This is a genomic window from Streptomyces sp. NBC_01454 (assembly GCF_036227565.1).
GTDB lineage: Bacteria > Actinomycetota > Actinomycetes > Streptomycetales > Streptomycetaceae > Streptomyces.
The window spans coordinates 7,845,759-7,867,893 of the sequence record NZ_CP109460.1; the positions used below are offsets into that span (position 1 = coordinate 7,845,759).

Consider the following 22,135-nt stretch of genomic DNA (forward strand, 5'->3'; position numbering starts at 1 on the left):
GGCTGCGGGTGCAACCTTTCCTCGTTTCCAGCATCGGGGCGGCGCTGACGCAGACCCATGGGCCGAACGGGACCTCGCGGGGGACATGCGGCGCGCTGAGGTGCCGCGGACCCGGCCGTGCTCGTCCCGGCGCTACCGGCCGGGGGAGTCCTTGGAACGGCGCTCAGGATGCCGGATGTGCGCATCGGGGCCGGGAAAGATGACCGACACCTCGTCGGTGTCCGACCAGAGCACGTCGTAGGGCGGAGTCCCGTCCTCATGGTGCAGTCCGATGATTTCCCCGTCACGCCGAATGCCGCCGGTGGTCGGGCTCTCGACCACGAGCTGATCCCCGATGTGTGCCTGCACGGCTCTCACTCCCTTGCACATGCGTGTGCCGTGCTTCGACCGTGCCACGGCGTGGGGCACGCGAGTAGGAGACGAAGAGTCCGCGAAGGGGAGGCCTGATGGCCTGCGCTGACATCAGGGCCGGTCGGCCCTTGGCCGATCCGAACGGCTCTCCGCCGAGACGCTCGTGTGCGCCTTGCTGAAGGTGACGAGGAGGACAGGGAGACGCGGAGCAGCGGAGCGAAACCGTGCACCGCGCCATCAGGGCCCGCGAGAAGTGGGTGGTCCTCCTCGCCTCTGTGTCCTTCGTGCCGGTCGATGGCGGTCAGCCATCGCTCCCCTCGGGGGGAACGACCGCGACCGTACACGGGGCGTAGTGCAGCATCGCGTGGTTGACGAGTCCGAGCTGCCGCCCCAGCACGTTTCTTCGCCGTTGAGCCCCCACCACCAGCAGATCGGCCTGGGACGTGGCCTGCAAGAGCGCCGGGCGCGCACGACTTTCGACCACGCTGCGACGCACCGGCAGATCAGGATGCGCGGCCGTGGGACGTGAGAGAGCCTCGTCCAGCCACTGTTTCTCCCGCTCTTCGTGGGAAAGCCTGCTCTCGCCGCCCCGGCCGCCGCGCGCGGTAACGCGTTCCCTGTGAGGCCGCGTCCAGGCATGCACCACTTCGACTCCGCAGCCGCGCAGAGCGGCTTCTGTGAAGGCGAACTCGACGGCCGCAGCGGGCATGCTCCCCGGCTCTCCGAGCCCGAGCACGACCCACCGGTCGTCCCCGACGGCCCGAGCACCTTCACGTTGCACGATGACCGGGCAGTGGGCACGAGCCGCCACGGTCAGGCTCACCGACCCGAGGAGATTGCCGGACAGACCGTGCCCCCGGCTGCCGACAACGATCGCCGCGGCACGCTCGCTCGCATCGACCAGCGCGTAGACGGGGTCCTCGTCGCTCACCTCGGCGGTCACGACCACGTCCGGGGCCCGCAACCGCGCCCGCTCCTCAGCGGTGGCGGCAATGGTCCGGTCGGTGCTGACGGGACTGCGCTGCCGAAGGCCGTGGACAGGGAACGCAGGCCCCTCGTAGGGCGCCCATATCGATGCATACAGGAGACGCAGCGGGCATCCACGGAGGGTGGCCTCATCGGCGGCCCAGTCCACCGCGCGCAGGGCGTCAGCAGAGCCGTCGATGCCGACGACCAGAGGAGGCTCCATGCGGTTCACCGCCTGACGAGGAAGGGCACCCGTGGCACCTGCTTGTCAGCTGCCATCGTGCGGCCGGGAGGAAAGGCGTCACAGGGGCTCAATGGCCCCACCACGGCCCGTTCGGCCTCGGGCCGGGAGGGCAGGTGCGGTGGCCCTGCGTACCCATGCGGAGTGCCCCTGCGGATCGGAAGCTGGTGGGAGTGCACGAGTGGGCACGGCGGTGCCCGGAGCGCCGGCCGGATGTCGCCTCGCGGAGGTAGCCATGAGCAGCCAACCGCAGGAAAGCGGTGCTGCTGGAGGCGGCACGGGGCGCCTCACTTCTGGTGGTGGGAAGCCGTGGCCTGGGCGGCTTCAGCGGGGCGCTCCTGGGATCGGTCAGCCAGCACTGTACGCATCACGCCACCTGCCCGGTCGTCGTCATACGGGGCCACTGATATCGGCGGGTGAAGCCCGGATGCCGCTGCCGCCGGCTCCTTGATCACGCCCCGGCCTTGGGGACCATCGGCCCACCGCACCGCGCCGAACAGCCCTTGCGGCGAATCTCGGCCGCGTGCGCACTCTGTGGGTGACCGGCACAGCAAGGCCGATGCCGACACATCGTCGGCCTCGATCCGGGAGAGCGTCATGACCACCGCACCATTGCTCAATGTGCTGCCACCGGAGGGCCGCGCACGCCTGATGCAATTCGCTCACGAAGTGACCTTCCCGGCAGGGACGCGGATCTTCGAAGAAGGCAAGCCCGCCGACCGGTTCTGGATCGTCCGCACAGGTTCGGTCAATCTCGATATCCAGGTGACAGGCCGACGGCCGGCGGTCATCGACTCGCTGGGGCATGGCGACCTGCTGGGCTGGTCGTGGCTCCTGCCGCCGTACGCCTGGCGGATGGGTGCGGAGGCGTTCACCCCCGTGCGGGCATATGAATTCGACGCGACGGCGGTACGCGCTTTGTGCGAAGCGGATCCGGCCCTCAGCCTGGCTGTGACCCGTCGCGTTCTCGACGTCGTCGCCCGCCGCCTTCAGGCCACGCGGCATCGTCTGCTCGACCTCTGTGGCCCCGGGGTGAGCACCATGCCGGCCCCGCCGTGAAGCGGCGCCTACCTGCGACGGCGAGGGGTACGCCCGCCGTCTCATCGGAGCCGAGCGGCCCCACCTTCCTCTCCGTCCGGCCCTGCTGCCTGGCGGCCGACCGTGCGACGGTGACGGAAAGGGCACTTCTTCGCTGAGGGGAGAGGCGGTGGGGACGATGGCGGGCCCCCTGGTAGTGGGTGTGGACGGCTCGGACGACAGTTTCCGCGCGCTCGACTGGGCGGCGGACGAGGCCACGCGCCACGCACTGCCACTGCGCCTGGTCCACGCCTCCCGGTGGGAACGATACGAGGGCACGGCACTCGTGCTGAGCCTCGGCCGCCCTGCCGAACGGGTTCTGGCCGACGACATCGTCGGCGCCGCCGCCGAACGTGCCACCTTGCGTCATGCGGACCTCGACGTCTCCACGCAGGTTCTGGGTGACGACCCGGAGACCGTGCTGCTGCGGGAGGGGCACGAGGCGTCCGCGGTGGTCGTGGGCTCGCGTGGACGCGGCGCATTCACCGGCCTGTTGCTGGGGTCTGTGGGGCTGGCCGTCGCAGCCAGGGCCCAGTGTCCGGTGATCGTCGTGCGCGGAGACAAGGCGGGACTGGAAGGGACACACGAGCGCATCCTTGTTGGTGTCGGTGATTCACCCAAAGGCTCGGAAGCCCTCCGGTTCGCCTTCCGGGAGGCCGAGGTGCGCGGATGCACCCTCGAAGCCGTGCGCGCCTGGCGCTCGCCTGCACACGAGTCCACCGACCATCCGCTGCTCGCCGGAGAGCCGGAGCGACACCACGAGGACCGGGCAGCGGCGCTACTGGACGAGGGGCTCGCGGAGGAGGCCGGGGAGCATCCGGCGGTGCGGGTACGCCGTGCCACGGTCGAGGCGCCGGCCCACAGGGTACTGGCGCACCGCTCCGCCGCCGCGGATCTGCTGGTGATCGGAGCACCACGCCGACAGAGCAAGTTCGGCCTCCAGTTGGGGCGGGTGGCTCATGCCGCTTTGCATCACGCCGCGTGTCCGGTGGCGGTCGTGTCTCAGCGGGCGTGAGGGCTCGGTCCCGTTACCGGGACGCCCTGGATGCTCATCCTCACGACGTCGCCTTCGAGTGCGCCTGGGCGCCCATGACACGAATCCGGCGGCCGGTGATCCGCTTCGGATGGATCGCGATCCACTGGTGGCGTCCGTCTCCTACCCAGGGGTCGGTGTGCGCGTGTTCCTCCAGCCGACGGATCTCGTAGGGGTGGGTGACCACCAGGGCGTGCCCCGCCACCAGGACGCTCCAGCCCTGGCTGAAGGCGTCGTCGATGTGATCGACCTCCAGAGCGACATCCTGGCCGGCCGCTGCCGCCGGGCCGGCTTCCGGTGCGGTGCGGTAGGCGATCAACTCGTCCGTGACGGTGTAGTTCACGGGGAAGACGGCGGGTGCGTCATCGATGGTCAGCGCAATTCTGCCGACGCCGTGCGTGGAGAGCAGTGCGCGGCACTCCGCCTGGCTGAGCACCAGCACTTCGGGATGCGCCGCGGCCTTGCCGAAACCGGCGGGCAGTTCCATCGTTCCTCCCACCAGCTCGGCCACCGTGGTTTCCAGTGCACCGGCGAGGCGCAGCATGAAACCGATGCCCGGGTCGGCAGCACCTTCTTCCACGTACTGCAGGTACCCCGGTGACGCAGCGGCCCGGACTGCGACCTCCTCGCGAGTCAGACCCATCTGCTGCCTGCGCAGCGTGGCCCGCCGGCCCAGGTCACTGCGCGTCCGGGAGACCTCTGAGCCGGAGCCTGTCTCGGGGTTCGTCATCGTGTACACATCCCTCTGTCGTCCCGGATGCCCGGGGTCGGGGACTCAGTGCCCAGCGGTCGGGCCCGGGCCCGTGGCGGACGAGTGCGTCAAAAGGCGCCTGTCGCCGTGCACGAAACGGACGAGGTGACTTGTTACCCCAGCCTCGGTCCGCGCGGGGGATCGGCACATGGGCCGGTCGGCCCTTACCCAAGGTGCACCGGCCCTCATCTGCCCGGACACCGCAGAGGTGATGGCTGACGACGCCGAGTGTGGTTCACCCGGTTTCAGGCGTGCGGGACGATGGCTACCGGACGCGGGGCATGGTGGACGGCTGCTTGCACGACGTGCCCGATACGCGCGGGCAGTATGTGCCCAGTGTGCCGACGGCCGGCAACCAGGAGTTCCGTGTTCGCGCTGCTGTGCAAGAGGGCGGATGCCGGACTCTCCATCACCACTTCCTCGTCCACACGAACGTCCGGGTGGGACGACCGGACTGCTGCACGGGCCTCCTCGGTGATCCGTCGCGGCCAGCAGTTCTGCTCCGCTTCCTCCGACGGGGCACCGGACGGTTCCAGAGTGAGCAGGACCCAGGCGTGCACGAGCTGTAGTGACGAAGCTCTGCCTCCCGCGCCGCCCACACGGCCGCGGAGAGCGACCGCAGCGTGCCGTCCGGACCGACGCTGAGGACGTGGTTCAAGACCGGGCTCGGCCCCCTTCGACGGAGCCGGCAGGGCTGGCAGCCATGGCCGGCTTCAGGTCCTCGGTGACCGCGACGACACCGTCGACACCGGCGCACATGCGTACCAGTACCGGGATGAGGGCGGTGCTCTCCACCGAACCGTGCAGTGCCACCTGCCCCTGCACGACCTCAGCGGTCACACCAGCGGCCCCCAGACGCGCCGTGCGCCCGATGACCTCCCGCGTGATCTCCTCCTGAATCGCCTTGTCCTTGCGCAGGAAGACGCGCAGCAGGTCGCTCCGGCTGACGATGCCCAACAGGGTGTCCGTCTCATCGACCACCGGGAGACGCTTCAGGTGTTGCACCTCCATCAGGCGAGCCGCCTCGACAACGGTCCACTCCGGATGTGCGCACACCGCAGGAGCCGACATGAGTTCGGAGGCGGTGCGCCCCTCCGCCCGTGCCCGTTCCCACGCCTCGAGGTGCGGCAACGGTGTCCTTCCGGAGAGATCAGACCGGTCTGCTGCTTTCCGCAGCAGATCGGCCTCCGAGACGATCCCGGCCGGTCTGCCGAGGCTGTCGAGTACGGGCACAGCGCTCACCGCGCTGTCGGCGAGCTTCTGCGCGATGTCCTTGAACGAGGTATCGAGTTGTACGCTCGCGACCTTCTTGGTCATGAGTTCGCTTATCGTGCGGTGCTCCATCTCCGGCTCCTTTCGCCAGGGCGCCCGGCGCCTTGCCCCGCACCTCAAGCGTGATCGAAGCGGCGGCTGTCCCGGCATGAGCCACACGGCCCCATCGGACGGCCGGCAGGCCCGAAGAGGAACCGGTTGGCCCGCGCATCAGGGACCTCTGGCCCTGACCCGGGAAGAAGCACCCCCACCACGCTGAAGGCGTCCATCGATACGCTTCTGCCCCGCCCGGGAGGCTCCCGGTGTTCATCCAGACCCTCGATGACACGTTGGTCAAGAACCTGGTCGCCGACGCCGTCACCGCGCCCTCCATGCACAATGCCCAGCCTTGGAACTTCAGCTACGCCCGGCACAGCCGCACCTTCACGCTTTCCGTAGACCTCGAACGTGCCATGCCGCACGCCGACCCCACGACGCGGGGCATGCACGTGGGCTGTGGAGCCGCCCTCCTGAACCTGCGCGTCGCCGCTGCGCATGCCGGCCATCGGACGAGGACGACGCTCCTGCCCGACCCCCATGCTCCGGCGCTCCTGGCCGTCATGCGGCTGGATGATGCCCACGAGCCCACGGACGAGTCCCTCCCCGGTCTCCATCCCGCAATCCACGACCGGCACACCAGCCGTTTCCCGTTCTCGGAGCGCCAGATCCCGGAGAACGTCCGCGCGGCCCTGAGCGCGGCCGCCGCCCGAGAAGGAGCACAGCTGACCTTTCTCACCACCCCGCACCGCGAGACCGTTCTCGACCTGATCATGCATGCCGAGGGCTACAACCGCATGGACGCCGACCGCGAGGACGAACAGCGCCGCTGGACCCATGGCACGACTTCCGACGACCCCACCGCCGGCATCCCCGACTATGCCTTCGGTCCCGTGAAACGCAGTGGATCGGCTCCTCTCCGGGATTTCGCCGGACGGAGCACCGTGGCCGGCCGCGCGTACGCGGACTTCGAACGCTGCCCCCAGCTGGCGTCACTCAGCACCACCGGCGACGGACCGGCCGACTGGCTGCGCGCGGGCCAGGCATTGGAACGCGTTCTGCTCCTGGCCACGCTCCATGGGCTGGTGAGTTCCTTCGCGACTCAGGCCGTCGAATGGCCGGACCTGCGCTGGATCCTGCGCGACCCGGTCTCCGGGACCGGGCATGTGCACATGATCCTGCGCTTGGGCTACGGCCCGCGGGGGCCGCACACACCGCGTAGGCCGGTGGATCAGGTGCTGACGATCAAGCCGTGAGTGGCTGCCGGCCGGCAGCACGACTGCCCTCGCTGCGCTGCGATGGCTCGGCCTGGAGGCGGTCGTGATCACCGGCCACACCGGTTGTGTTCGCCTCGTGCCGGTCGTCTTACCAGCCGTCAGCCGTCAGCCGTCAGCCGGCAGCCGTCAGCCGGCAGCCGTTCAGCTATGGCCGGGGCGGCTGGTTCGCTGCTGGTCACCCCGACGTGCGAGGCAAACAGCGCGGCAAGGACCCCGATCAGGACGGTCAGCGACAGCTAGCCGCGCCGTGGTCGGGTCATTGCGGCCTCGGCCTGTGGACGGCGAGCCGTTCGCGCGCCTGGGTATAGGTATCCGCGTCGATCTCGCCGGAAGCGAAGCGACGGTCGAGGATCTCCTCCGGCGTCTCTCGTGGCGGCTCATTGCCGTCACGGCTGCCGGTACGGCTGCCGGTACGGTCGCTGGGGTGGCGCGTGAGGCGGACCACCGCCCACACCACGAGGCCGATCAAAACGATCCACACCAGGGGCATGAAGACCAGCCAGCCCCAGCCTCCGCCGCCGTCCCAATACATCACCGTCGTCACCTCCCACCGGGCTTCCACCTCCCCAGTCTTCAACCGGAACCGGAGTAGTGCCGAGTGCCGTTCGGCCCGGGCCCCGAGCCGTTCGGCCCTCGCACCGGGCCTCATGGCCTCATGGCGTCGTCGCGCCGCTGGGTCACATGGGAGTGCGGAGTTGGCAGGCGGTGATTCGGAGCGCGGTGATGACGATGCGAGCGCACATCGGAACTCAACGAGCGCCGGCGTCAGCAACTCATCCGCGCGAAGCCTGCCGCTGGCCCACTGCGGTGGTCGGATCCACCTTCCAGGGCCCTCGGTCGACCCTTCACGACGCGCCGCCAAGTGGTGACGTGGTGGAGGCCCATACAGATGCACGGTGGGGCCAGGCGGGCGGCGCCATTCCTGAGCCCAGCTCGGGGTACGTAGGGCAACTGCGGTCATCGACGGGACCTGACACCGCCTGGCAGGCGGGACGGGGCCAGGCGGGTGACGATGGGACTGGAACGATCTCACCGTGTTCTTCCGTGGAGGAGGCAGACGGCATGACATACCCCTCCGATACCTCGGGCACCGGCCCCCCGCGCGGCAGCGAGCCACGCGGCGGCTCCCCGGCCGAGGGCCTGGTCGCTCTGGCGAACATGGGCTGGCAGTTCCTGCTCACCGCGGGCCTGGCTGCGATCGCCCTGGGCGTCCTTGTCCTGGTCTGGCCGGGCCAGACCCTCCGGGTCGTCGGCGTGCTCTTCGGCATCTACCTCCTGGCCACCGGTGTCTTTCAGCTGGCCGCTGCCTTTGGCACGCACGTCCCTCGGCATCTGCGGGTGTTGCATTTCGTCACGGGCGCGCTCTTCGTCCTGCTGGGCCTGATCTGCTTCCGGGGCACCCTGGAATCGATTCTGCTGCTCGGGCTGTGGATCGGCTTCGGCTGGCTGCTGCGCGGCATCATGGTGACGGCCACGGCGGTCTCCGCCGAGGGCAGCCCGGCACGCGGCTGGCAGCTGTTCCTGGGGATCATCACCACTCTGGCGGGCATCGTGCTGATCGTGTCGCCGTTCAGCTCGATCGCCGCGCTGACCTTGGTGGTGGGCATCATGGCCATCGTCCTGGGCGCGGTCGAGGTCTTCCACGCCATCAAGATGCGCGCCGAAGTCGGCCGCCTCACCCCGAAGACTGCCCCCAAGCGGCGGCCCGTGTTCCGCTCCCGACCCCACCCCCAGCACTGAGGAACATCAGCGAGCAGCAGAGCTGATCCGGACGTCGGCGCGTCGGCGCCCCACCAGGATTGCCGACGCGTCGACCATGGCCAAGTCCCGCTCGGGCGCATCCGGCGGGTCCGTCACCAACCGCCGGACGACACACCTAGGCGGCGAACTGACCGACATAGGCGGCCGGGCAGTAGTCCCAGCCCTGCGGGGATTCCATCGCGCCGTGCGCTGCGGGCGCGCCCGCAAGCCGTGGCGCTCGAACCGGCCGGCTGTTCGCCACGGCCGAACCGGCCGCGGCCCCTGGACCGACCACGTCGTGTCCAGGACGCCGTACGCACCCAGCCGCGCCACATCCTGCCCGCACTCGACGCCGAGGCATCCCTCGTAGATCTGCTGGACCACTGGGACAGCCGCCGCCGGCCCGCCGCCCGTGAACTGCCGGCCGTGGCCATCGAGTTCGCTGTCCGCTCCCGCGACCGCCCTGATCACCCCGAGGCGGAGGCCGAGGTGAGCTCGGCAGCCGGCGCCCGGTACCTTCGTGCTCCCGCCGGTGTTCCCCGGCTTCGCCGGGGAACACCACACGATGCGCCTCGAGTCAGCAGTAGCCGTTCTCGGGCCCGCGCCAGTCGGCTCCTCCGTACCAGTGCAGCGTCCCGAACGCGAAGGGCGCGCAGTTGTTCACCGTCGCGACGGCCTCCCAGTCGTCAGGGTTCGCACTGTGGATCGGCACGCCCGGGGAGTTGACGTCCTTGACGCTGGTGGGGACGTCGTTGGTCCACTGGGTCGGCCCGGACGCGTCCGGGCTGAAGATCCCTACTGACACCTTCACGTCCGTCCCGGGGTGCCTGCGCTGGAAGTCCCCCGCCCACTGCCAGTGCGCCCAGACGTAGCCGTTGCAGGTGTTGTAGACCTGCTCCACCTGCCCGGCGTACTCCCCGTGGTACGTGTAATTGCCGGGCTGGCCAATGTTGATGTAGCCGCAGCTCGCGGTGCGCGGGCTCACGGCCGCGGCAGCCGGTCCCGCACAGCTCAGACCAAGAACCGCCGCGACCGCGGTGGTTGCTGCGACAGCACGACGAAGACGCACGATGTATGGCTCCCAGTTCCACTACGCCAGCGCGGCGCGGGCGATGGCACGCGTCGCGACGCGCCGCGAAGCGCCGGTCGCCGACCGCAGCGGCGGCGGCTTTGTCGGCGGCGCGGTCCGCGGCGAGGCGGATAGCGACGCGGGCCGGGCGCAGGCCGGGGTGGCAGTGCGCGGCGAGTTCGGCGGGGCGAGAAAGTAGTGGTGGCGGCCTGCGATGTGGGCGCGCTCGTGAGCGAAGAGTGCCTCGCGCTCGGCCGGATCGAGGCTGCGGAGCATCTCGGTGGTGACGACGATGCGGCTGAGCCGGCCCGGCAGGGCATAGGCGTCCGGATGTGGCGAGTCGATGACGCACAGGTCGCCCGCGGTGCGGCTGCTGTCGGCTCGTGCGTGCGCGGTACGCAGCGCAAGGATCTGGCGCAGGGCTGTGCGTGACAGCGTCCAGGCGCCGATGGTGAGCACGCCGGTAGATGCGGCAACGGCAGGCAGGCCGAGGAGGTCCGACGGGGTGCGCAGGGGGTGAATCAGTTCGCTGAACGCCGCGAAGACGGGCAGCTTCAGCGGGCCGGTCAGCACCAGGGAGCCCAGCGCCACCAAGGAGTCGCCTGCCGGCACGACCGTGGTGAGAGTCAGCAGCCACAGCGCGGCGAATGGGGTGGGTGAGGCGCTGCGAGCAGCGCCCTGCCAACACCGGCACGGCGAAGGGGAGCAGCAGGGCGATCACTGGTCACCCGATTCCAGCGGATCACGCAGAGGTCGCCCGTCGTCGGGGCTGAGCCGGAGGACGCATCGGGCCAGGACCGTCTCGCGGTCGGCGTCCCGGTTGAGCTCGGTGTGCCTCCGCACCTCGGCCGGGGTCAGGGGGCATCGGCGGCCCACAGGGCGGCCGGGGCACCTGCTTCGAGTTCGCCCGCCGGCCGACGCTCATCCTTCGCGATTGCCATGGGGACGTTCTTCACTCCGCCATCGTCTACAGTGCAGTAGACCGTCTACTCGCTTGTAGTCACTCGGGGTGCCGTGTCCGGCTGCGCCCGCTCGTCCATTGTGAAAGGGCTTGCGACGATGTCTGCACCCTTGTTCGCCGCGATGCCGCAGTTCGCCGTCAATGTTCTCGACGCTCAGTCGCTCCTTGTCGCCTTCGGTGTGCTGGGTGTCGGTGTGGTGATGTTCGCGGAAACGGGTCTGCTGGTCGGATTCTTCCTGCCCGGTGACTCCTTGCTGTTCACTGCGGGCCTCCTGTGCGCGGGCACCTCGAACACCGGCCTGAGGCTGTCTCTGCCCCCGCTCCTGGTCGCCGCGGCCGTGGGCGCGCTCGCCGGTTCGCAGTGCGGCTACCTGATCGGCCGGAAGGCCGGCGGCGCTCTGCTCGCCCGCAGCCGCTCGGCCCGGCTCCATGAGGGCGCGGAGCGAGCCGAGGCGCTGCTGGAGCGGTACGGGTACGCGAAGGCGATCGTGCTGGCCAGGTTCGTTCCGGTGGTGCGCACGGTACTGAACCCCATGGCGGGCGCCTTGCACGTACCCGTTCGTACCTTCACGGCGTGGCAGGTGGTCGGCGGTCTCCTGTGGACCGTGGGTCTGACGGTGGCCGGCTACGCGCTGGGATCGTCCGTCCCGAACGTCGATCACTATCTGCTGCCCGTCATCGCTGTGATCGTCGTTGTGTCTCTGATCCCGCTCGCCGTCGAGCTTTACCGTTCCCGCAGGAGCAGGAGTGCGGTAGCGCAGGAGGACGGAGCGCGCAGGTGACGCCGGCCTCCGACGGGTCGGTGGTGAGGCCGGCCTCCGACGGGTCTGTGGCCGACGGCTCCGCCTGCCGGGGCATCGTGATGCTCGCCGATGGCTCCCCTGCGTGGCTGGACGGCCTGGTGGCCACGCGGGGTGGGGCACCGCCTGTCATGACCGTGTTCTCCCGCCTCGGGCGGCCCCGCACGCTGCGCGGCCGCCTCTCCCTGGTGGCGCTCACCACCGCGACGCTGCTCATGGTGATCCTCACCGTGGTGTTCAACTCGGTGGTCCGCCGGCATCTTTGGCAGCAGGCCGACGACGAACTGCGCACCCGCGCCGGCGCCGTCGCCGCGACCGTCGACACCCGGCACGATCCGGTACGTGTCCTGGAGACGCCCGACGACGCACTCCTGGACACGAACGTATGGATCTACGCGGGCACGCGGCTGCTCGAACACCCCGCCTCCGCTCCGGCCGGAAGCAGCGTCACGCGGACTGCCGCGCGCCTGGCCGCACTGGGCGGCCGCCGCTGCACCACCGTTGAGGGCGGCGACCCCGTGCGGTTGTGCTCCCAGCCCGCGGGTGACGGCCACACAAGTGCCCCACCGCGCGCCGCCGTGGTCACCGCCCTGAGCCTGCAGCCCTACCGCTCCTCCGCCGACACGCTGCTGAACGCGTCCCTCGCCCTGGACGCGGCCGTTCTCCTGTGCACCTATGCCCTGACCAGGCTCGCGGTCGGGCGGGCGCTGCGCCCGGTGCGCGCCATGACCGAACAGGCCACCCAGTGGAGCGCCATAGCCGCCGGCGAGCGCTTCGGCACCGCAGACCAGCCCACGGAACTCGCTGGTCTCGGCACTTCGTTGGACGCACTTCTGGACCGGATCCGCGCGGTGCTGCGCCATGAGCAACAGCTGACCCGCGAGCTCTCGCACGAACTGCGCACGCCCCTCGCGAGGATTGTCGCCGAACTCGACTGGTGGCAGGCTCGCTCACGCTCCGCCGCCGACACCCGCGCCGTCCACGCCACCATCACCGACGCGGCCCAGTCCATGCGGACGATCTGCGACACCCTCCTCGACGACGCTCAAGGCAGCGCACACACCGCCCCCGGCACGACGGATGTCATGCCCGTCCTGCGTCGGCTCACCGACCGGCTGGGCGACCACGGGGACGTCACCGTCACGGTCACCTGCGCGGACGGCCTGGTAGCCGGAGTGCCCGCCGCCGTGTTGGAACGCATCATCAGCCCCCTGCTCGACAACGCGCTGCGCCACGCGCGCTCGCGCGTCGAGATCGTTGCCGCCCAGTGGCCCGACGGCATGGGCGTGGAGGTCGTCGACGATGGCCCAGGTGTCCCGGACTCCTTCACCGCGCAGCTCTTCCAACCGGGCAGGCGCGCCGACCCGGGTGACGGACATGGCGGAGCGGGCCTCGGCCTGCCGCTCGCGCGGCGCCTGGCCCGCTCCGCCGGGGACAAGGTGAGTGGCGACGCGAGCACACGCCGCGGCGGGGGGCCTGGTCAGCGTGCTACCTGCGGGGTGATCCGGTCCTGCTCGATGACATCCCGTCGGGTCACCGCCAGGAAGATGACCAGACCGAGGATGACCGCAAGGAACAGCACGCTGGTGACGACGGTGCCCAGACCGAGCCCGCCGTCGGCGGTCGGCTGGGAGAGGTAGTCGCCCATCGACGCGCCCAGCGGCCGGGTCAGGATGTACGCGATCCAGAAGGTCCACACCGCGTTGAGACCGAGGGCGAAGTGCGCCACCGCGACCGCGGCGATCGCGAGGGCGAACAGGCCGGCGGAGATCCAGTAGCCGAGGTCCATGCGCTCTGCGACCAGGTCACCGGCGGCGGTGCCCAGGGCGAAGGTGAACAGGACGGCCAGCCAGTAGAAGGTCTCGCGGCGCCTGGTGTCGACGTGGTGGATGGACAGGGTCCGCTCCGTGCGGTACCAGGCGGCGAAGACCACCGCGAGGCCGATGGCGAACACGATGGTGCTGGTCTCCAGGGGCACGCCCAGGTTGTCGGTGAGGTTGTCGCTGATCAGCGTGCCGACGACGCTGATCAGGGCCACCGCGAGCCAGTAGACGCCCGGACGGTAGGCCCGGGTACGGAACTGGGCGACGAGGACCGCCACCAGCAGCGCGCTCGCTGACCGTGGTGCGCAGCACCTTGATCACCCAGAAGTACACGGTGATCTCGGGGACCTTGTTCCATCGGAAACGACGGCCGTCGGCCCGGTGGGAGGGAGCGTGCCCTTCCGGGGCCTGTGTGGTTTCGGAGGTCTCTGGTGTCATGGTGCCTGACCGTGCCATGGGCAACCTGAATGCATCCTGACCACCGTGTGGTCGCACCCACGAAGCTCGGCGGGCACGCCGGACCATGAGGGGCAACGGCTTCGCGCTCAGCTCCATCCTGCTGCCCTGCCCGCAGCCCTTTGGGGCTCCCTGGTGCTGACCTGCGTCGATGCCGGCGGCGCCCTGGGCAGCCTTCTCCCCCCTCCGCGTCCCCTCCTGCCGGCAGCGACTCGAACGTGGCCGCCGGCCGGGTCGTACGCGACCGGTCACCCGGTTAGCGTGAGGCTGTGGCAGGCATCATGATCGTCGAGGACGACGAGACCATCGGAGGCAGGCTCGCCGCGATGCTGCGGGCGCTGGGCCACGACTGTGAGTGGTGCCCCGACGGTGCGGCAGCGCTGGGGCGGGCCGCCCGGGGACCCGCCGAGCTGGTGCTGCTCGATCTCGGGCTGCCGGACGCCGACGGTTTCGAGCTGTGCCGGAAACTGCGGGAGCGTCTGCCCGAGGCCGTCCTGGTGGTCCTGACCGCCCGTACCGGGGAGATGGACGTGATCCAGGCCCTGGAGTCGGGCGCGGACGACTATCTGACCAAACCGTTCCGGCTGGCCGAGTTGCAGGCCCGGATCGCGGCCCACCTGCGACGCGCAGCGCCGGACGGTAACGGCGGGGCGGCGCGGATCCGTCACGGCACGCTGCTGATCGACCGCGCGGCCCGCCGCTGCTTCACGCCGACGCAGGAGGTGGAGCTGCGGCCCAAGGAGTTCGACCTGCTGGCGCGGCTGGCCGCCTCCGCGGGGCAGGCGGTGAGCCGGGAGGACCTGATGAGCGACGTATGGGACGAGAACTGGTTCGGCCCCACCAAGACGCTCGACGTCCACGTGGCGGCGCTGCGCCGCAAGCTCGGTGACCGGGTGCGGATCACGACCTTGCGGCACTTCGGGTACCGGCTCGAACAGCCTGGGAGGCGGTGACCGTGCGCCGCCGCCTCCTGCGGGCCACGGTGGTGGCGGTGGTGTGTGCGGTGGTGCTGTTCTCCGTCCCGCTGGCCGTGGCGGTGCTGCGGCTGTACCGGCAGGACGAGGTACGCGAGCTGCAGCAGCTGGCCGATCGAGTGGCCGTGAGCGTCCCCGCGGATGTACACGACAGGCGGGATCCGGTGGAACTGCCGCCCGTCGAGCCCGGTACCCGGATCGGGGTGTACGACAACGAGGGCCGCCTTGTCATTGGGGGCGGGCCGGCGCGTGGGGACAGCCCCGTGCACGACGCCCTGGCGGGCGGGGCCGCGTCGCGCCGAGTGGGCGACTGGTTGGTGGCGGCGGCACCCGTGGGTTCCGGCGAGCGGGTACGGGCGGCGGTGCGGGCCACTTCCCCGGCCGATGAGCCGGTGCGCCGGGCGGCTGTCACCTGGGCGGCCTTGCTGGGGCTGGCCGCGGCCGCCGTCGGGGTGGGCGTCGTGGTGTCGGTGCGGTCCAGCAGGCGTCTCGCCCGCCCTCTGGAGGCGCTCGCGGCGACGGCGGTTCAGCTGGAGACCGGTGACCTCACTGCCCGCGCCGCCCCTTCCGGGCTGCCGGAGGCCGACGAGGTCGCCGCTGCGCTGAACCGCGCCGCCGAACGCATCGAGCAGCTGCTGCGACGCGAGCGGGCCTTCAGTACGGACGCCTCGCACCAGCTGCGTACCGCGCTGACCAGAGTGCGGCTGGAGCTGGAGAGCGCGCTGTCCGCGACCGCGCCGACACACCCGCATGACGCGATGCGCACCGCATTGGCGTCACTGACCCACATGGAGACCACGCTGGGCGACCTGCTGGCTCTGGCCCGGGAGGTGCCGGAGCGGGCGCCGCTCGACGTGGGCGCGCTGCTCGCCGATGCCGAACGGCGCTGGCACGGCGAGCTGGCGGCCGCCGGGCGGCCCTTGCGCGTCGTGGTGGAGGAGGGGCTGCCAGGGGCGGTGGGCTCGCCGCGGGCGGGGCGGCAGGTGCTGGATGTCCTGCTGGCCAACGCCGTCGTCCATGGCCGCGGAGCGGTGACCGTCACCGTGCGGGACGCGGCCGGTGTACTGGCCGTGGATATCGAGGACGAGGGCCCCGGCCTGACCGAGGACCAGGATGTGTTCGCCCGGCCGCGCGGTGACGGAACGGGCCACGGGATCGGGCTCGCACTGGCCCGTTCGCTGGTCGAGGCCGAGGGCGGGCGTCTGATGCTCTCCCGACGAGCTCCGCATCCGCGCTTCACCTGGCTCGTCGCCGGCGGGCAGGGCGAGCCGGGGCGTTGACACGCCACGGTGTGAGCAGAGCGAACTGCCTGCCGTGGCGCGTCGGGCGTCACGGCGGGTTTCCGGTCACAGCTCTCTCAGTTCGGTGAGCGGCGGACGTCGCGCGTGGCGTACCGCGGTCCACGCCGCCAGGGCCAGAGCGGCCGCGACGGCCGCGGCCAGTGCGCCGAGGTAGCCCCACGGTACGGCGAGGGCCGCCGGGGGCGGGTCGAAGACGCCGGAGAGGACCTTGACCAGCATCTCGGACAGGGCCCAGCTCAGCACCATGCCGCCGGCCGCGCCCGCCACGGCGACCAGCCCGGCCTCGCTCCACACGAACCCCGAGAGTTGCCGTCCCCGGGCACCCAGCACGGACGCCAGCGCCAGGGTGCGCCGCCGCTCGGTCAGGCCCAGGGCGAGCACCAGGCCGCCCGCCGCCGCTCCGATGACCAGGGCGAAGCCGAGTTCGACCCGGGTGAGCCCGCCCAGGTCCACGGCCGTGAGACTGGAGCCGGTCACGGTCCGGGCCCCGGACAGGTCCGTGACGTGCGCGGCGGGGCCGAGGGCTGCCCGCACGTGCCGGGCCACGGCTTGCTGGCCGGAGCCCCCAGTGTCGACGAGTAGCGTGCCGACTGCGCCGCTGCCGGTCGCGCGGGCCACATAGGAGGCGTTGGCCACCAGGAAGCTGTCCTTGGGGGCGGTCGGGAACTCCTTGACGACGCCCGCGAAGTGGAAGGTGACGGGGCGCAGTTGATGGGTACGGCCGTTCTGCAGCCGCAGCCGGATCTGGTCGCCGGGGTGGAGCTGGAAGTCGTTGGCGGTCTCGGCGCTGACCAGCAGGCCGTCGGGCCGGTGGTTGAGGCGGTCCATCAGCTGCCGGGCGGTGCCGCCGGAGAAGTAGGCGTTCTGCAGCCGTCCCGCGCCCACGATGGTGGCGGGCCGTACCCCGTACAGGTCCTGGAGGTCGGAGCCGACGTAGGCGAAGCGGTGCTGGAGCGGCTCGACGCGCCGTACGCCGGGAAGTGCCGCCACCCGTGCGGCGTCGGCCGCGCCGGTGGTGACTCCGGCGGATTCGGTGACGGTGACGTCGGCGCCGTTGGTGAGCACCGCGTCGACCTGGGCCTGCTGGAGGTAGGTCGAGTTGAAGACGGCGGTCGAGGCGGCGAAGGCGGTCGCCAGCGCGAGCAGCACCACGGCCCGCAGGACCGTGCCCCGTTGCCGCGACAGGCTCGCCGCGACCGTACCGGACAAGGGGCCCGCGGCCGGGCGCAGCATCCGGGCCAGCACCGGCCGGCCGCGCCGCAGCACCAGATCCATCAGGAGCCAGGCCAGCAGGCCCCCGCCCGCCCACAGCAGGGCGGGGCCGGCGAACGCCCAGTAGTCCACCGACAGGGTCGGCGTGCCCTCGGGCGCGAGGACGAGAGCGTAGTTCGTGCGACTGGTGATCCGGAACACCACCAGCGACACCGCCAGCAGCCCAACGGCCAGGGTCCACCAAGCGGCCCGCGGCACCCGGCGGTGTTCCACCGTCGCCCTTCCGGCCACGACGGTGGATGCCTGGAGGTCGCGCCGGGCGGGCAGCAGCACCGTCGCGCCGGCGATGACCGTGCCCACGACCAGGGCGGCCAGCGCCCAGCCGGTGGAGAACGTGCCGGCCGTGCCGAAGGCGGTGTGTCCCAGCAGTGCCGCGATGCCCAGCCCGGCCGCCCCGCCGGCGACCGCCACGACCGCGGCCTCCACGGCCGCCAGCCCCAGCAGCCGACTCGCTGTGGCGCCCCGGGTCCGCAGCAGGGACTGCTCCCTGCGCCGCCTCGCAGCCCCCGCTCCGGCGACCGCGGCGGTGAGCGCCCCGGCCAGCAGCGCCCCCGGCACCCCGAGGAAGAGGAAGAGCATCTGGGCGTAGAGGGCGTCAGAGCGAGCCGCGTCCAGCACCGCGCCCAGGTTGTCACCCACCTGGCCGGCGCCGGCCAACCGCGCCTCCGTGTTGTGCGCGCTGCCGGTCGCCGCCGTGTAGGCGGAGGCCGGGTCGTGCGGCAGAGCGTGGCTGCGCCATACGTGGATCTGGTTGTGCACAAGGTCGGGGCGTGCCTTGGCCAGCGGGGCGAAGGCCGCGTGCCAGCGGGCCTGGGGCAGCAGGACGACGTTGTCCGGCGGGGCCGTCGGCTGTGACTGCGGCGGTGCGCCGACCTTCTGGAACAGCGAGTCGGCCTGCGGGAGGTCCACGATGCCGTCCACCCGTACCCGCAGCGGCGGCAGGCCCGCCCGTCCGACGGCCACGGTGTCGCCGGGGGCCGCGTGCAGGTTTGCGGCGGTCTGCTGAGCCAGCAGCACCCCGTCCCCGCGCCCGGACAGCACCCGGATCTCTCCCGGGAACGTCGAGCGGTAGCCGGCCGGAACGCCCAGCACGGCACCGGGACCGGTGGTCTGGGACGTGCCCTTGGTCGTGGCGGACAGCCCGCTGGTGTCGGCGTATCCGACCGGCAGCGCTCCCCGCGTGCCCGGCGTGTGCTCCACGGCGGTCAGCACCGACCGGGCGTCGGCACCGCTCGCCACCTGCACCTGCCAGTCCACACTCACCCCGCGCACCGACTGCGCGGTCATCGTCGCCTGCGTCGCGCCGAGGAAACCACCGAGCGCAGCCAGCAGCGCCACCGCCGTGGCCACTCCGGCCGCCACCGCGAACAACCGTCCGCCACGCCGCCGCAACAGACCGGCCAGCCAGATCCTGATCATCGCCGTTCTCCTCCTCGGCCCCGCCTGGGCGCCGGCCACCGGTCACTGCGGGCTGTCCGCCCCGGGCGAGCGCGCCGCCCTGCCACGTTCCCGGCCCCGTTCATTGCGGACTCTGCGCGGTCGGTGCCTCCGACCCGGACCCGGAGTCCGCATCCGGCTCTGCCTCTGGCTGGATCAGCCGTCCATCGGCCATGTACCAACGCGTATCCAGTTCGCGAGCAACCCGCGGATCATGGGTCGTCACCAGCACCGACGCCCCCAGTTCCTCGGCCGCGGCCAGCAACACCCGCAGCACCTGACGGCCGGTCACGCGGTCCAGTTGCCCGGTCGGTTCATCGGCCAGCACCAGGCGGGGCCGGCGCGCCAACACCCTTGCCACGGCGACCCGCTGAGCCTGCCCGGCCGACAGCTCGTCCGGCAGCCGGCCCGCCAGCGTCTCCAGCCCAAGGCTCTCCAGCGCCGCCCATGCCCGGGGAGCGGCCTCCTCTTCCGCCAGGCCGTCGATCCGCAGCGGAAGCGCGACGTTCTCGGCGGCCGTCAGCGGCGGCAGCAGGCTCGGGCCCTGGAAGACGACACCGATCTGCCGGGCGAGCCCCCCGGTGCCCTCGCCGTCGAGGCCCGGATGGCTCACCCGGCCCGCTGTGGGACGGTCCAGCCCGGCCATCAGGTGCAGCAGGGTGGACTTGCCCGAACCGGAGGGTCCGACCACGCAGATCCGGGCGCCGGACGGCACCGCACAGGTCAGACCGTGCACCGCGACGACCGCGCCCGGCCCGCTGCCGTACGTACGCGCCGCGTCCTCGCAGCGGACCAGCGGTCCGCCGTTCTTGCCGGCCCCCGAACAGTCCGCAGCTACCGGGCCCGGCATCATGTCCACCTTCCGTCCCGCAGTCGCAGCACCCGGTCGGCGGCCCCCGCCACGGCGCGACTGTGGGTGACCACGACGACCGCGGTCCCGGCAGCGGCACGCTCGCGCAGCAGTACCAGCAGCCGTCGCTCGGTCTCCCCGTCCACCTCACCGGTCGGCTCGTCGGCGAGCAGAACATCGGGCGTATTCGCCAGGGCGACGGCCAGACCTGCGCGGGCGGCCTCCCCTCCCGACAGCTGACGCGGCAAAGCACCGGCGCGCTGCGCGAGGCCCACCCGCTCCAGCAGCTCCAGCGGCGGTGTACGGGTAGCGGCAGGCGCGGTAGCCAGCCGCTGCACGAGGGCGATGTTGTCCCGCACGCTGAGGTGGTCCAGCAGGTTTGCGGTCTGGAACAGCACCCCGATGTGCCGTGCGCGGATACCACCTCGCTCCCGCTCGGACCGGTGGCTGATCCGCTCTCCCGCGACGTGCACCGTGCCGCCGTCCGGCTCGTCAAGGCCCGCGAGACAGTTCAGCAGCGTGGTCTTGCCCGAACCGGACGGCCCGGTCACCGCCACGGTCTCGCCGCGCTCCACCTCCAGGCCGACGCCCTGGAGCGCGAAGGTCTCCTCCTCCCCGGCCCGGAAGAACCGGTAGAGGGAGCGGGCGCTGAGCACGGGCGCGGCCATCACGCCCACTGGAAGGAGTTGGTGACGGTCCGCCAGGGATCGACGTTGTCCGCGCCCACCGCACCGGACAGCGTCAGCACGGTTTCGCCCTTGCCCGCCTTGTAGAAGGCGTACCGCTGCACGTCCAGCGAGACGCGCTTGCCGGTCACCTGGTTCGGCTGGGAGTCCGCGTGGTACTCGGCCAGCACCGCCCTGCCGCCGCTGCGCTGCACCGTGGTCACCTTGACCAGGCTGAAGTGCTGGCTCGCGACGCGGATCGCGGGGATGTCATGGGCCCGTACGGAGTTCACCGTCGGGGCCGTCGTGGCATGGACGCCTTCGACGCGCACGGTGTTGAACTTGTCGGTGAACACCGTCGCCGGGCCCTGGGTCGTACGCGACCAGCCCTCCGGCACCTTCACCGTGAAGCTGCCGCCGGGAGGCGACCAGGGAACGAACACCTGCGTGTCCGGGATGTCACCGGGTGGATTCGTATCGGCGGGAGCCGGCGCCGCAGGGGCCTGCGCCGCGGCACCGTGCGAGGTATGCGGGGGTGAGGACGATGAGGAACAGGCCGCGGCGCCGGCTCCGGCTCCGGCGACGAGCACCAGACCGGCCGCGGCGGCAGCGAACGGACGACGCATGATCGGCACCTCCAGCGACGCGGGCGGCAGATGCGCCACCCCTGTTTTCGCCTCTGTCCACGACGCTAGGAACCCGACGGCCAGCGCCCGCACTGCGCACGGTGAGCGCACGGTTAAAACGAGACCCCACTCCTCTTCGCTGAACTGGCGGCCGACCGCTCTTGCGCGGGCCCACGCAAGAGCAAAGCCGTCTCCTTGCGGAAACGTGGTCGAGATCTGACGCCGCGAAGGTTGTTAGGTGAGGCTTGCCTGCTTTACTGTCTGCCCGTCGTGCGCCGCCCCCCCCGCCGCGTCCTCCGGGAGACCCCGTGTCCAGTTCTCAGATCGCCCTGCTCGGCGCGATCGCAGGCTTCACCATCTACCTCGGCTTGCCCCTGGGCCGCCTGCGCAAGCCGGCCCCGCGGCTCAAGGCCACGCTCAACGCCGTGGCCATCGGCATCCTGATCTTCCTGGTCTGGGATGTCCTGGCCCACGCCTGGGAGCCGGTCGACGGCGCGCTGAGCGACCACGACTGGGGGCCCGCCCTTGGCGATGGCCTCGTTCTTGCCGCCGGCCTCACCGCAGGTCTCGCGGGCCTGGTCTACTACGACCGCTGGGCGGCCGCCCGCCGCGCCAACACAGCCGGAAGGCCCGCCGGTCCCGGGGCTGCCAGCACCACCGAGCTGGCGCCCAAGGCCCGCTCGCACGCCGGTGAACTGGCCCTGATGATCGCCATCGGTATCGGACTGCACAACTTCGCCGAGGGACTGGCGATCGGCAACTCCGCCGCGAAGGGCGAGATCTCCCTCGCCGTTCTGCTGATCGTCGGCTTCGGCCTGCACAACGCCACCGAGGGCTTCGGCATCGTCGCCCCGTTGGCCGCCGAGGGCGAACGTCCCTCCTGGACCACGCTCGGTCTGCTCGGCCTGATCGGCGGCGGTCCCACCTTCGCCGGCACTCTCGTCGGACAGCACCTGGTCAACGACACCCTGTCGATCGCCTTCCTCGGGCTCGCCGCCGGCTCCATCCTCTATGTCGTCATCGAACTGCTGGCCGTCGCCCGCAAGGCGGCGCTGAAGGAACTGACCACCTGGGGCATCCTCGGCGGCCTGCTCCTCGGCTTCGCCACCGACGCCATCGTCACCGCTGCAGGAGCCTGAATCACTCCCCCTGCTGCC

Annotated in this window: 19 protein-coding genes and 5 pseudogenes; 10 read left to right on the forward strand and 14 right to left on the reverse strand. The window is 71.3% G+C overall.

Annotation, left to right across the window (positions count from 1 at the left end):
* Positions 1-132: 132 nt before the first annotated feature.
* Both OIU81_RS34555 and OIU81_RS34560 read right to left on the reverse strand, forming a co-directional pair.
* Positions 133-348, reverse strand: a complete 216-nt coding sequence (locus tag OIU81_RS34555) for a DUF1918 domain-containing protein (RefSeq protein WP_443074093.1) — start codon at positions 346-348, stop codon at positions 133-135.
* Positions 349-652: 304 nt separating this feature from the next.
* Positions 653-1,540, reverse strand: coding sequence for a universal stress protein (locus OIU81_RS34560; RefSeq protein ID WP_329154184.1), 888 nt, complete (start codon positions 1,538-1,540; stop codon positions 653-655).
* Between the two features lie 278 nt (positions 1,541-1,818).
* Here OIU81_RS34560 and OIU81_RS34565 point away from each other — a divergent pair.
* The 3 genes and pseudogenes from OIU81_RS34565 to OIU81_RS34575 form a co-directional block, all read left to right on the forward strand.
* A pseudogene (locus OIU81_RS34565) lies at positions 1,819-1,965 on the forward strand (universal stress protein); the annotation flags it as partial.
* Between the two features lie 190 nt (positions 1,966-2,155).
* Entirely contained in the window at positions 2,156-2,617 is a 462-nt protein-coding gene (locus OIU81_RS34570; protein WP_329154186.1) for a Crp/Fnr family transcriptional regulator, read from the forward strand.
* Positions 2,618-2,774: 157 nt separating this feature from the next.
* On the forward strand, positions 2,775-3,650 hold the full coding sequence (locus tag OIU81_RS34575; protein WP_329154187.1) for a universal stress protein: 876 nt from the start codon (positions 2,775-2,777) through the stop codon (positions 3,648-3,650).
* A 40-nt stretch (positions 3,651-3,690) separates the two neighbouring features.
* Here OIU81_RS34575 and OIU81_RS34580 read toward each other — a convergent pair whose 3' ends face one another.
* The 3 genes from OIU81_RS34580 to OIU81_RS34590 all read right to left on the reverse strand — a co-directional run bounded on the left by OIU81_RS34580 (position 3,691) and on the right by OIU81_RS34590 (position 5,763).
* Entirely contained in the window at positions 3,691-4,398 is a 708-nt protein-coding gene (locus tag OIU81_RS34580) for a helix-turn-helix domain-containing protein (protein ID WP_329154189.1), read from the reverse strand.
* A gap of 266 nt (positions 4,399-4,664) precedes the next feature.
* Positions 4,665-5,018, reverse strand: coding sequence for a universal stress protein (locus OIU81_RS34585; RefSeq protein ID WP_329154191.1), 354 nt, complete (start codon positions 5,016-5,018; stop codon positions 4,665-4,667).
* Between the two features lie 55 nt (positions 5,019-5,073).
* Positions 5,074-5,763: a CBS domain-containing protein gene (locus tag OIU81_RS34590; RefSeq protein ID WP_329154193.1), complete on the reverse strand. Its 690-nt coding sequence runs from the start codon at positions 5,761-5,763 to the stop codon at positions 5,074-5,076.
* A 230-nt stretch (positions 5,764-5,993) separates the two neighbouring features.
* Between OIU81_RS34590 and OIU81_RS34595 the strand changes: the two genes are divergently transcribed.
* A complete protein-coding gene (locus OIU81_RS34595) occupies positions 5,994-6,983 on the forward strand; it encodes an Acg family FMN-binding oxidoreductase (protein WP_443074094.1) in 990 nt (329 codons plus the stop codon).
* A 277-nt stretch (positions 6,984-7,260) separates the two neighbouring features.
* Here OIU81_RS34595 and OIU81_RS34600 read toward each other — a convergent pair whose 3' ends face one another.
* On the reverse strand, positions 7,261-7,566 hold the full coding sequence (locus tag OIU81_RS34600; protein ID WP_329154194.1) for an SHOCT domain-containing protein: 306 nt from the start codon (positions 7,564-7,566) through the stop codon (positions 7,261-7,263).
* Between the two features lie 500 nt (positions 7,567-8,066).
* Here OIU81_RS34600 and OIU81_RS34605 point away from each other — a divergent pair, with 500 nt between their 5' ends.
* On the forward strand, positions 8,067-8,744 hold the full coding sequence (locus OIU81_RS34605; RefSeq protein ID WP_329154196.1) for an HdeD family acid-resistance protein: 678 nt from the start codon (positions 8,067-8,069) through the stop codon (positions 8,742-8,744).
* Positions 8,745-9,321: 577 nt separating this feature from the next.
* Here the strand turns inward: OIU81_RS34605 and OIU81_RS34610 are convergent.
* The 3 genes and pseudogenes from OIU81_RS34610 to OIU81_RS34620 form a co-directional block, all read right to left on the reverse strand.
* Positions 9,322-9,729, reverse strand: a complete 408-nt coding sequence (locus tag OIU81_RS34610; protein WP_329154199.1) for a hypothetical protein — start codon at positions 9,727-9,729, stop codon at positions 9,322-9,324.
* A 108-nt stretch (positions 9,730-9,837) separates the two neighbouring features.
* Positions 9,838-10,534: pseudogene (locus tag OIU81_RS34615) on the reverse strand (M48 family metalloprotease); the annotation flags it as partial.
* Positions 10,531-10,754: pseudogene (locus tag OIU81_RS34620) on the reverse strand (hypothetical protein). The pseudogenes OIU81_RS34620 and OIU81_RS34615, both read right to left, overlap by 4 nt.
* Positions 10,755-10,872: 118 nt before the next feature.
* Between OIU81_RS34620 and OIU81_RS34625 the strand changes: the two are divergent.
* Both OIU81_RS34625 and OIU81_RS42440 read left to right on the forward strand, forming a co-directional pair.
* A complete protein-coding gene (locus OIU81_RS34625; RefSeq protein WP_329154201.1) occupies positions 10,873-11,556 on the forward strand; it encodes a DedA family protein in 684 nt (227 codons plus the stop codon).
* Positions 11,557-12,299: 743 nt separating this feature from the next.
* Positions 12,300-12,962 (forward strand): annotated as a pseudogene (locus tag OIU81_RS42440) (sensor histidine kinase); the annotation flags it as partial.
* Positions 12,963-13,054: 92 nt separating this feature from the next.
* Here OIU81_RS42440 and OIU81_RS34635 read toward each other — a convergent pair.
* A pseudogene (locus OIU81_RS34635) lies at positions 13,055-13,835 on the reverse strand (COG4705 family protein).
* Between the two features lie 287 nt (positions 13,836-14,122).
* Here OIU81_RS34635 and OIU81_RS34640 point away from each other — a divergent pair.
* Positions 14,123-14,806 carry a response regulator transcription factor gene (locus tag OIU81_RS34640; RefSeq protein ID WP_329154205.1) on the forward strand — a complete coding sequence of 228 codons (684 nt, stop codon included), beginning with the start codon at positions 14,123-14,125 and terminating at the stop codon, positions 14,804-14,806.
* A gap of 2 nt (positions 14,807-14,808) precedes the next feature.
* Positions 14,809-16,107, forward strand: a complete 1,299-nt coding sequence (locus OIU81_RS34645; RefSeq protein ID WP_329154207.1) for a sensor histidine kinase — start codon at positions 14,809-14,811, stop codon at positions 16,105-16,107.
* A gap of 66 nt (positions 16,108-16,173) precedes the next feature.
* On the opposite strand, the gene OIU81_RS34650 is transcribed toward OIU81_RS34645, so the two are convergent.
* The 4 genes from OIU81_RS34650 to OIU81_RS34665 form a co-directional block, all read right to left on the reverse strand.
* Positions 16,174-18,819 carry an FtsX-like permease family protein gene (locus OIU81_RS34650; protein WP_329154209.1) on the reverse strand — a complete coding sequence of 882 codons (2,646 nt, stop codon included), beginning with the start codon at positions 18,817-18,819 and terminating at the stop codon, positions 16,174-16,176.
* 100 nt (positions 18,820-18,919) lie between these two features.
* The gene (locus OIU81_RS34655) at positions 18,920-19,690 is read right to left on the reverse strand and encodes an ABC transporter ATP-binding protein (RefSeq protein WP_329155568.1); all 771 of its coding nucleotides are present in this window, start codon (positions 19,688-19,690) and stop codon (positions 18,920-18,922) included.
* Positions 19,687-20,355, reverse strand: a complete 669-nt coding sequence (locus tag OIU81_RS34660) for an ABC transporter ATP-binding protein (RefSeq protein ID WP_329154211.1) — start codon at positions 20,353-20,355, stop codon at positions 19,687-19,689. Before OIU81_RS34660 ends, OIU81_RS34655 begins: the two co-directional genes overlap by 4 nt.
* Positions 20,355-20,978 carry a hypothetical protein gene (locus OIU81_RS34665; RefSeq protein WP_329154213.1) on the reverse strand — a complete coding sequence of 208 codons (624 nt, stop codon included), beginning with the start codon at positions 20,976-20,978 and terminating at the stop codon, positions 20,355-20,357. The genes OIU81_RS34660 and OIU81_RS34665 overlap by 1 nt, the downstream gene beginning before the upstream one ends.
* A gap of 308 nt (positions 20,979-21,286) precedes the next feature.
* On the opposite strand from OIU81_RS34665, the gene OIU81_RS34670 reads away from it, so the two are divergent.
* Complete coding sequence (locus tag OIU81_RS34670; RefSeq protein ID WP_329154215.1) at positions 21,287-22,117, forward strand: ZIP family metal transporter; 831 nt, start codon at positions 21,287-21,289, stop codon at positions 22,115-22,117.
* Positions 22,118-22,135: the final 18 nt, after the last annotated feature.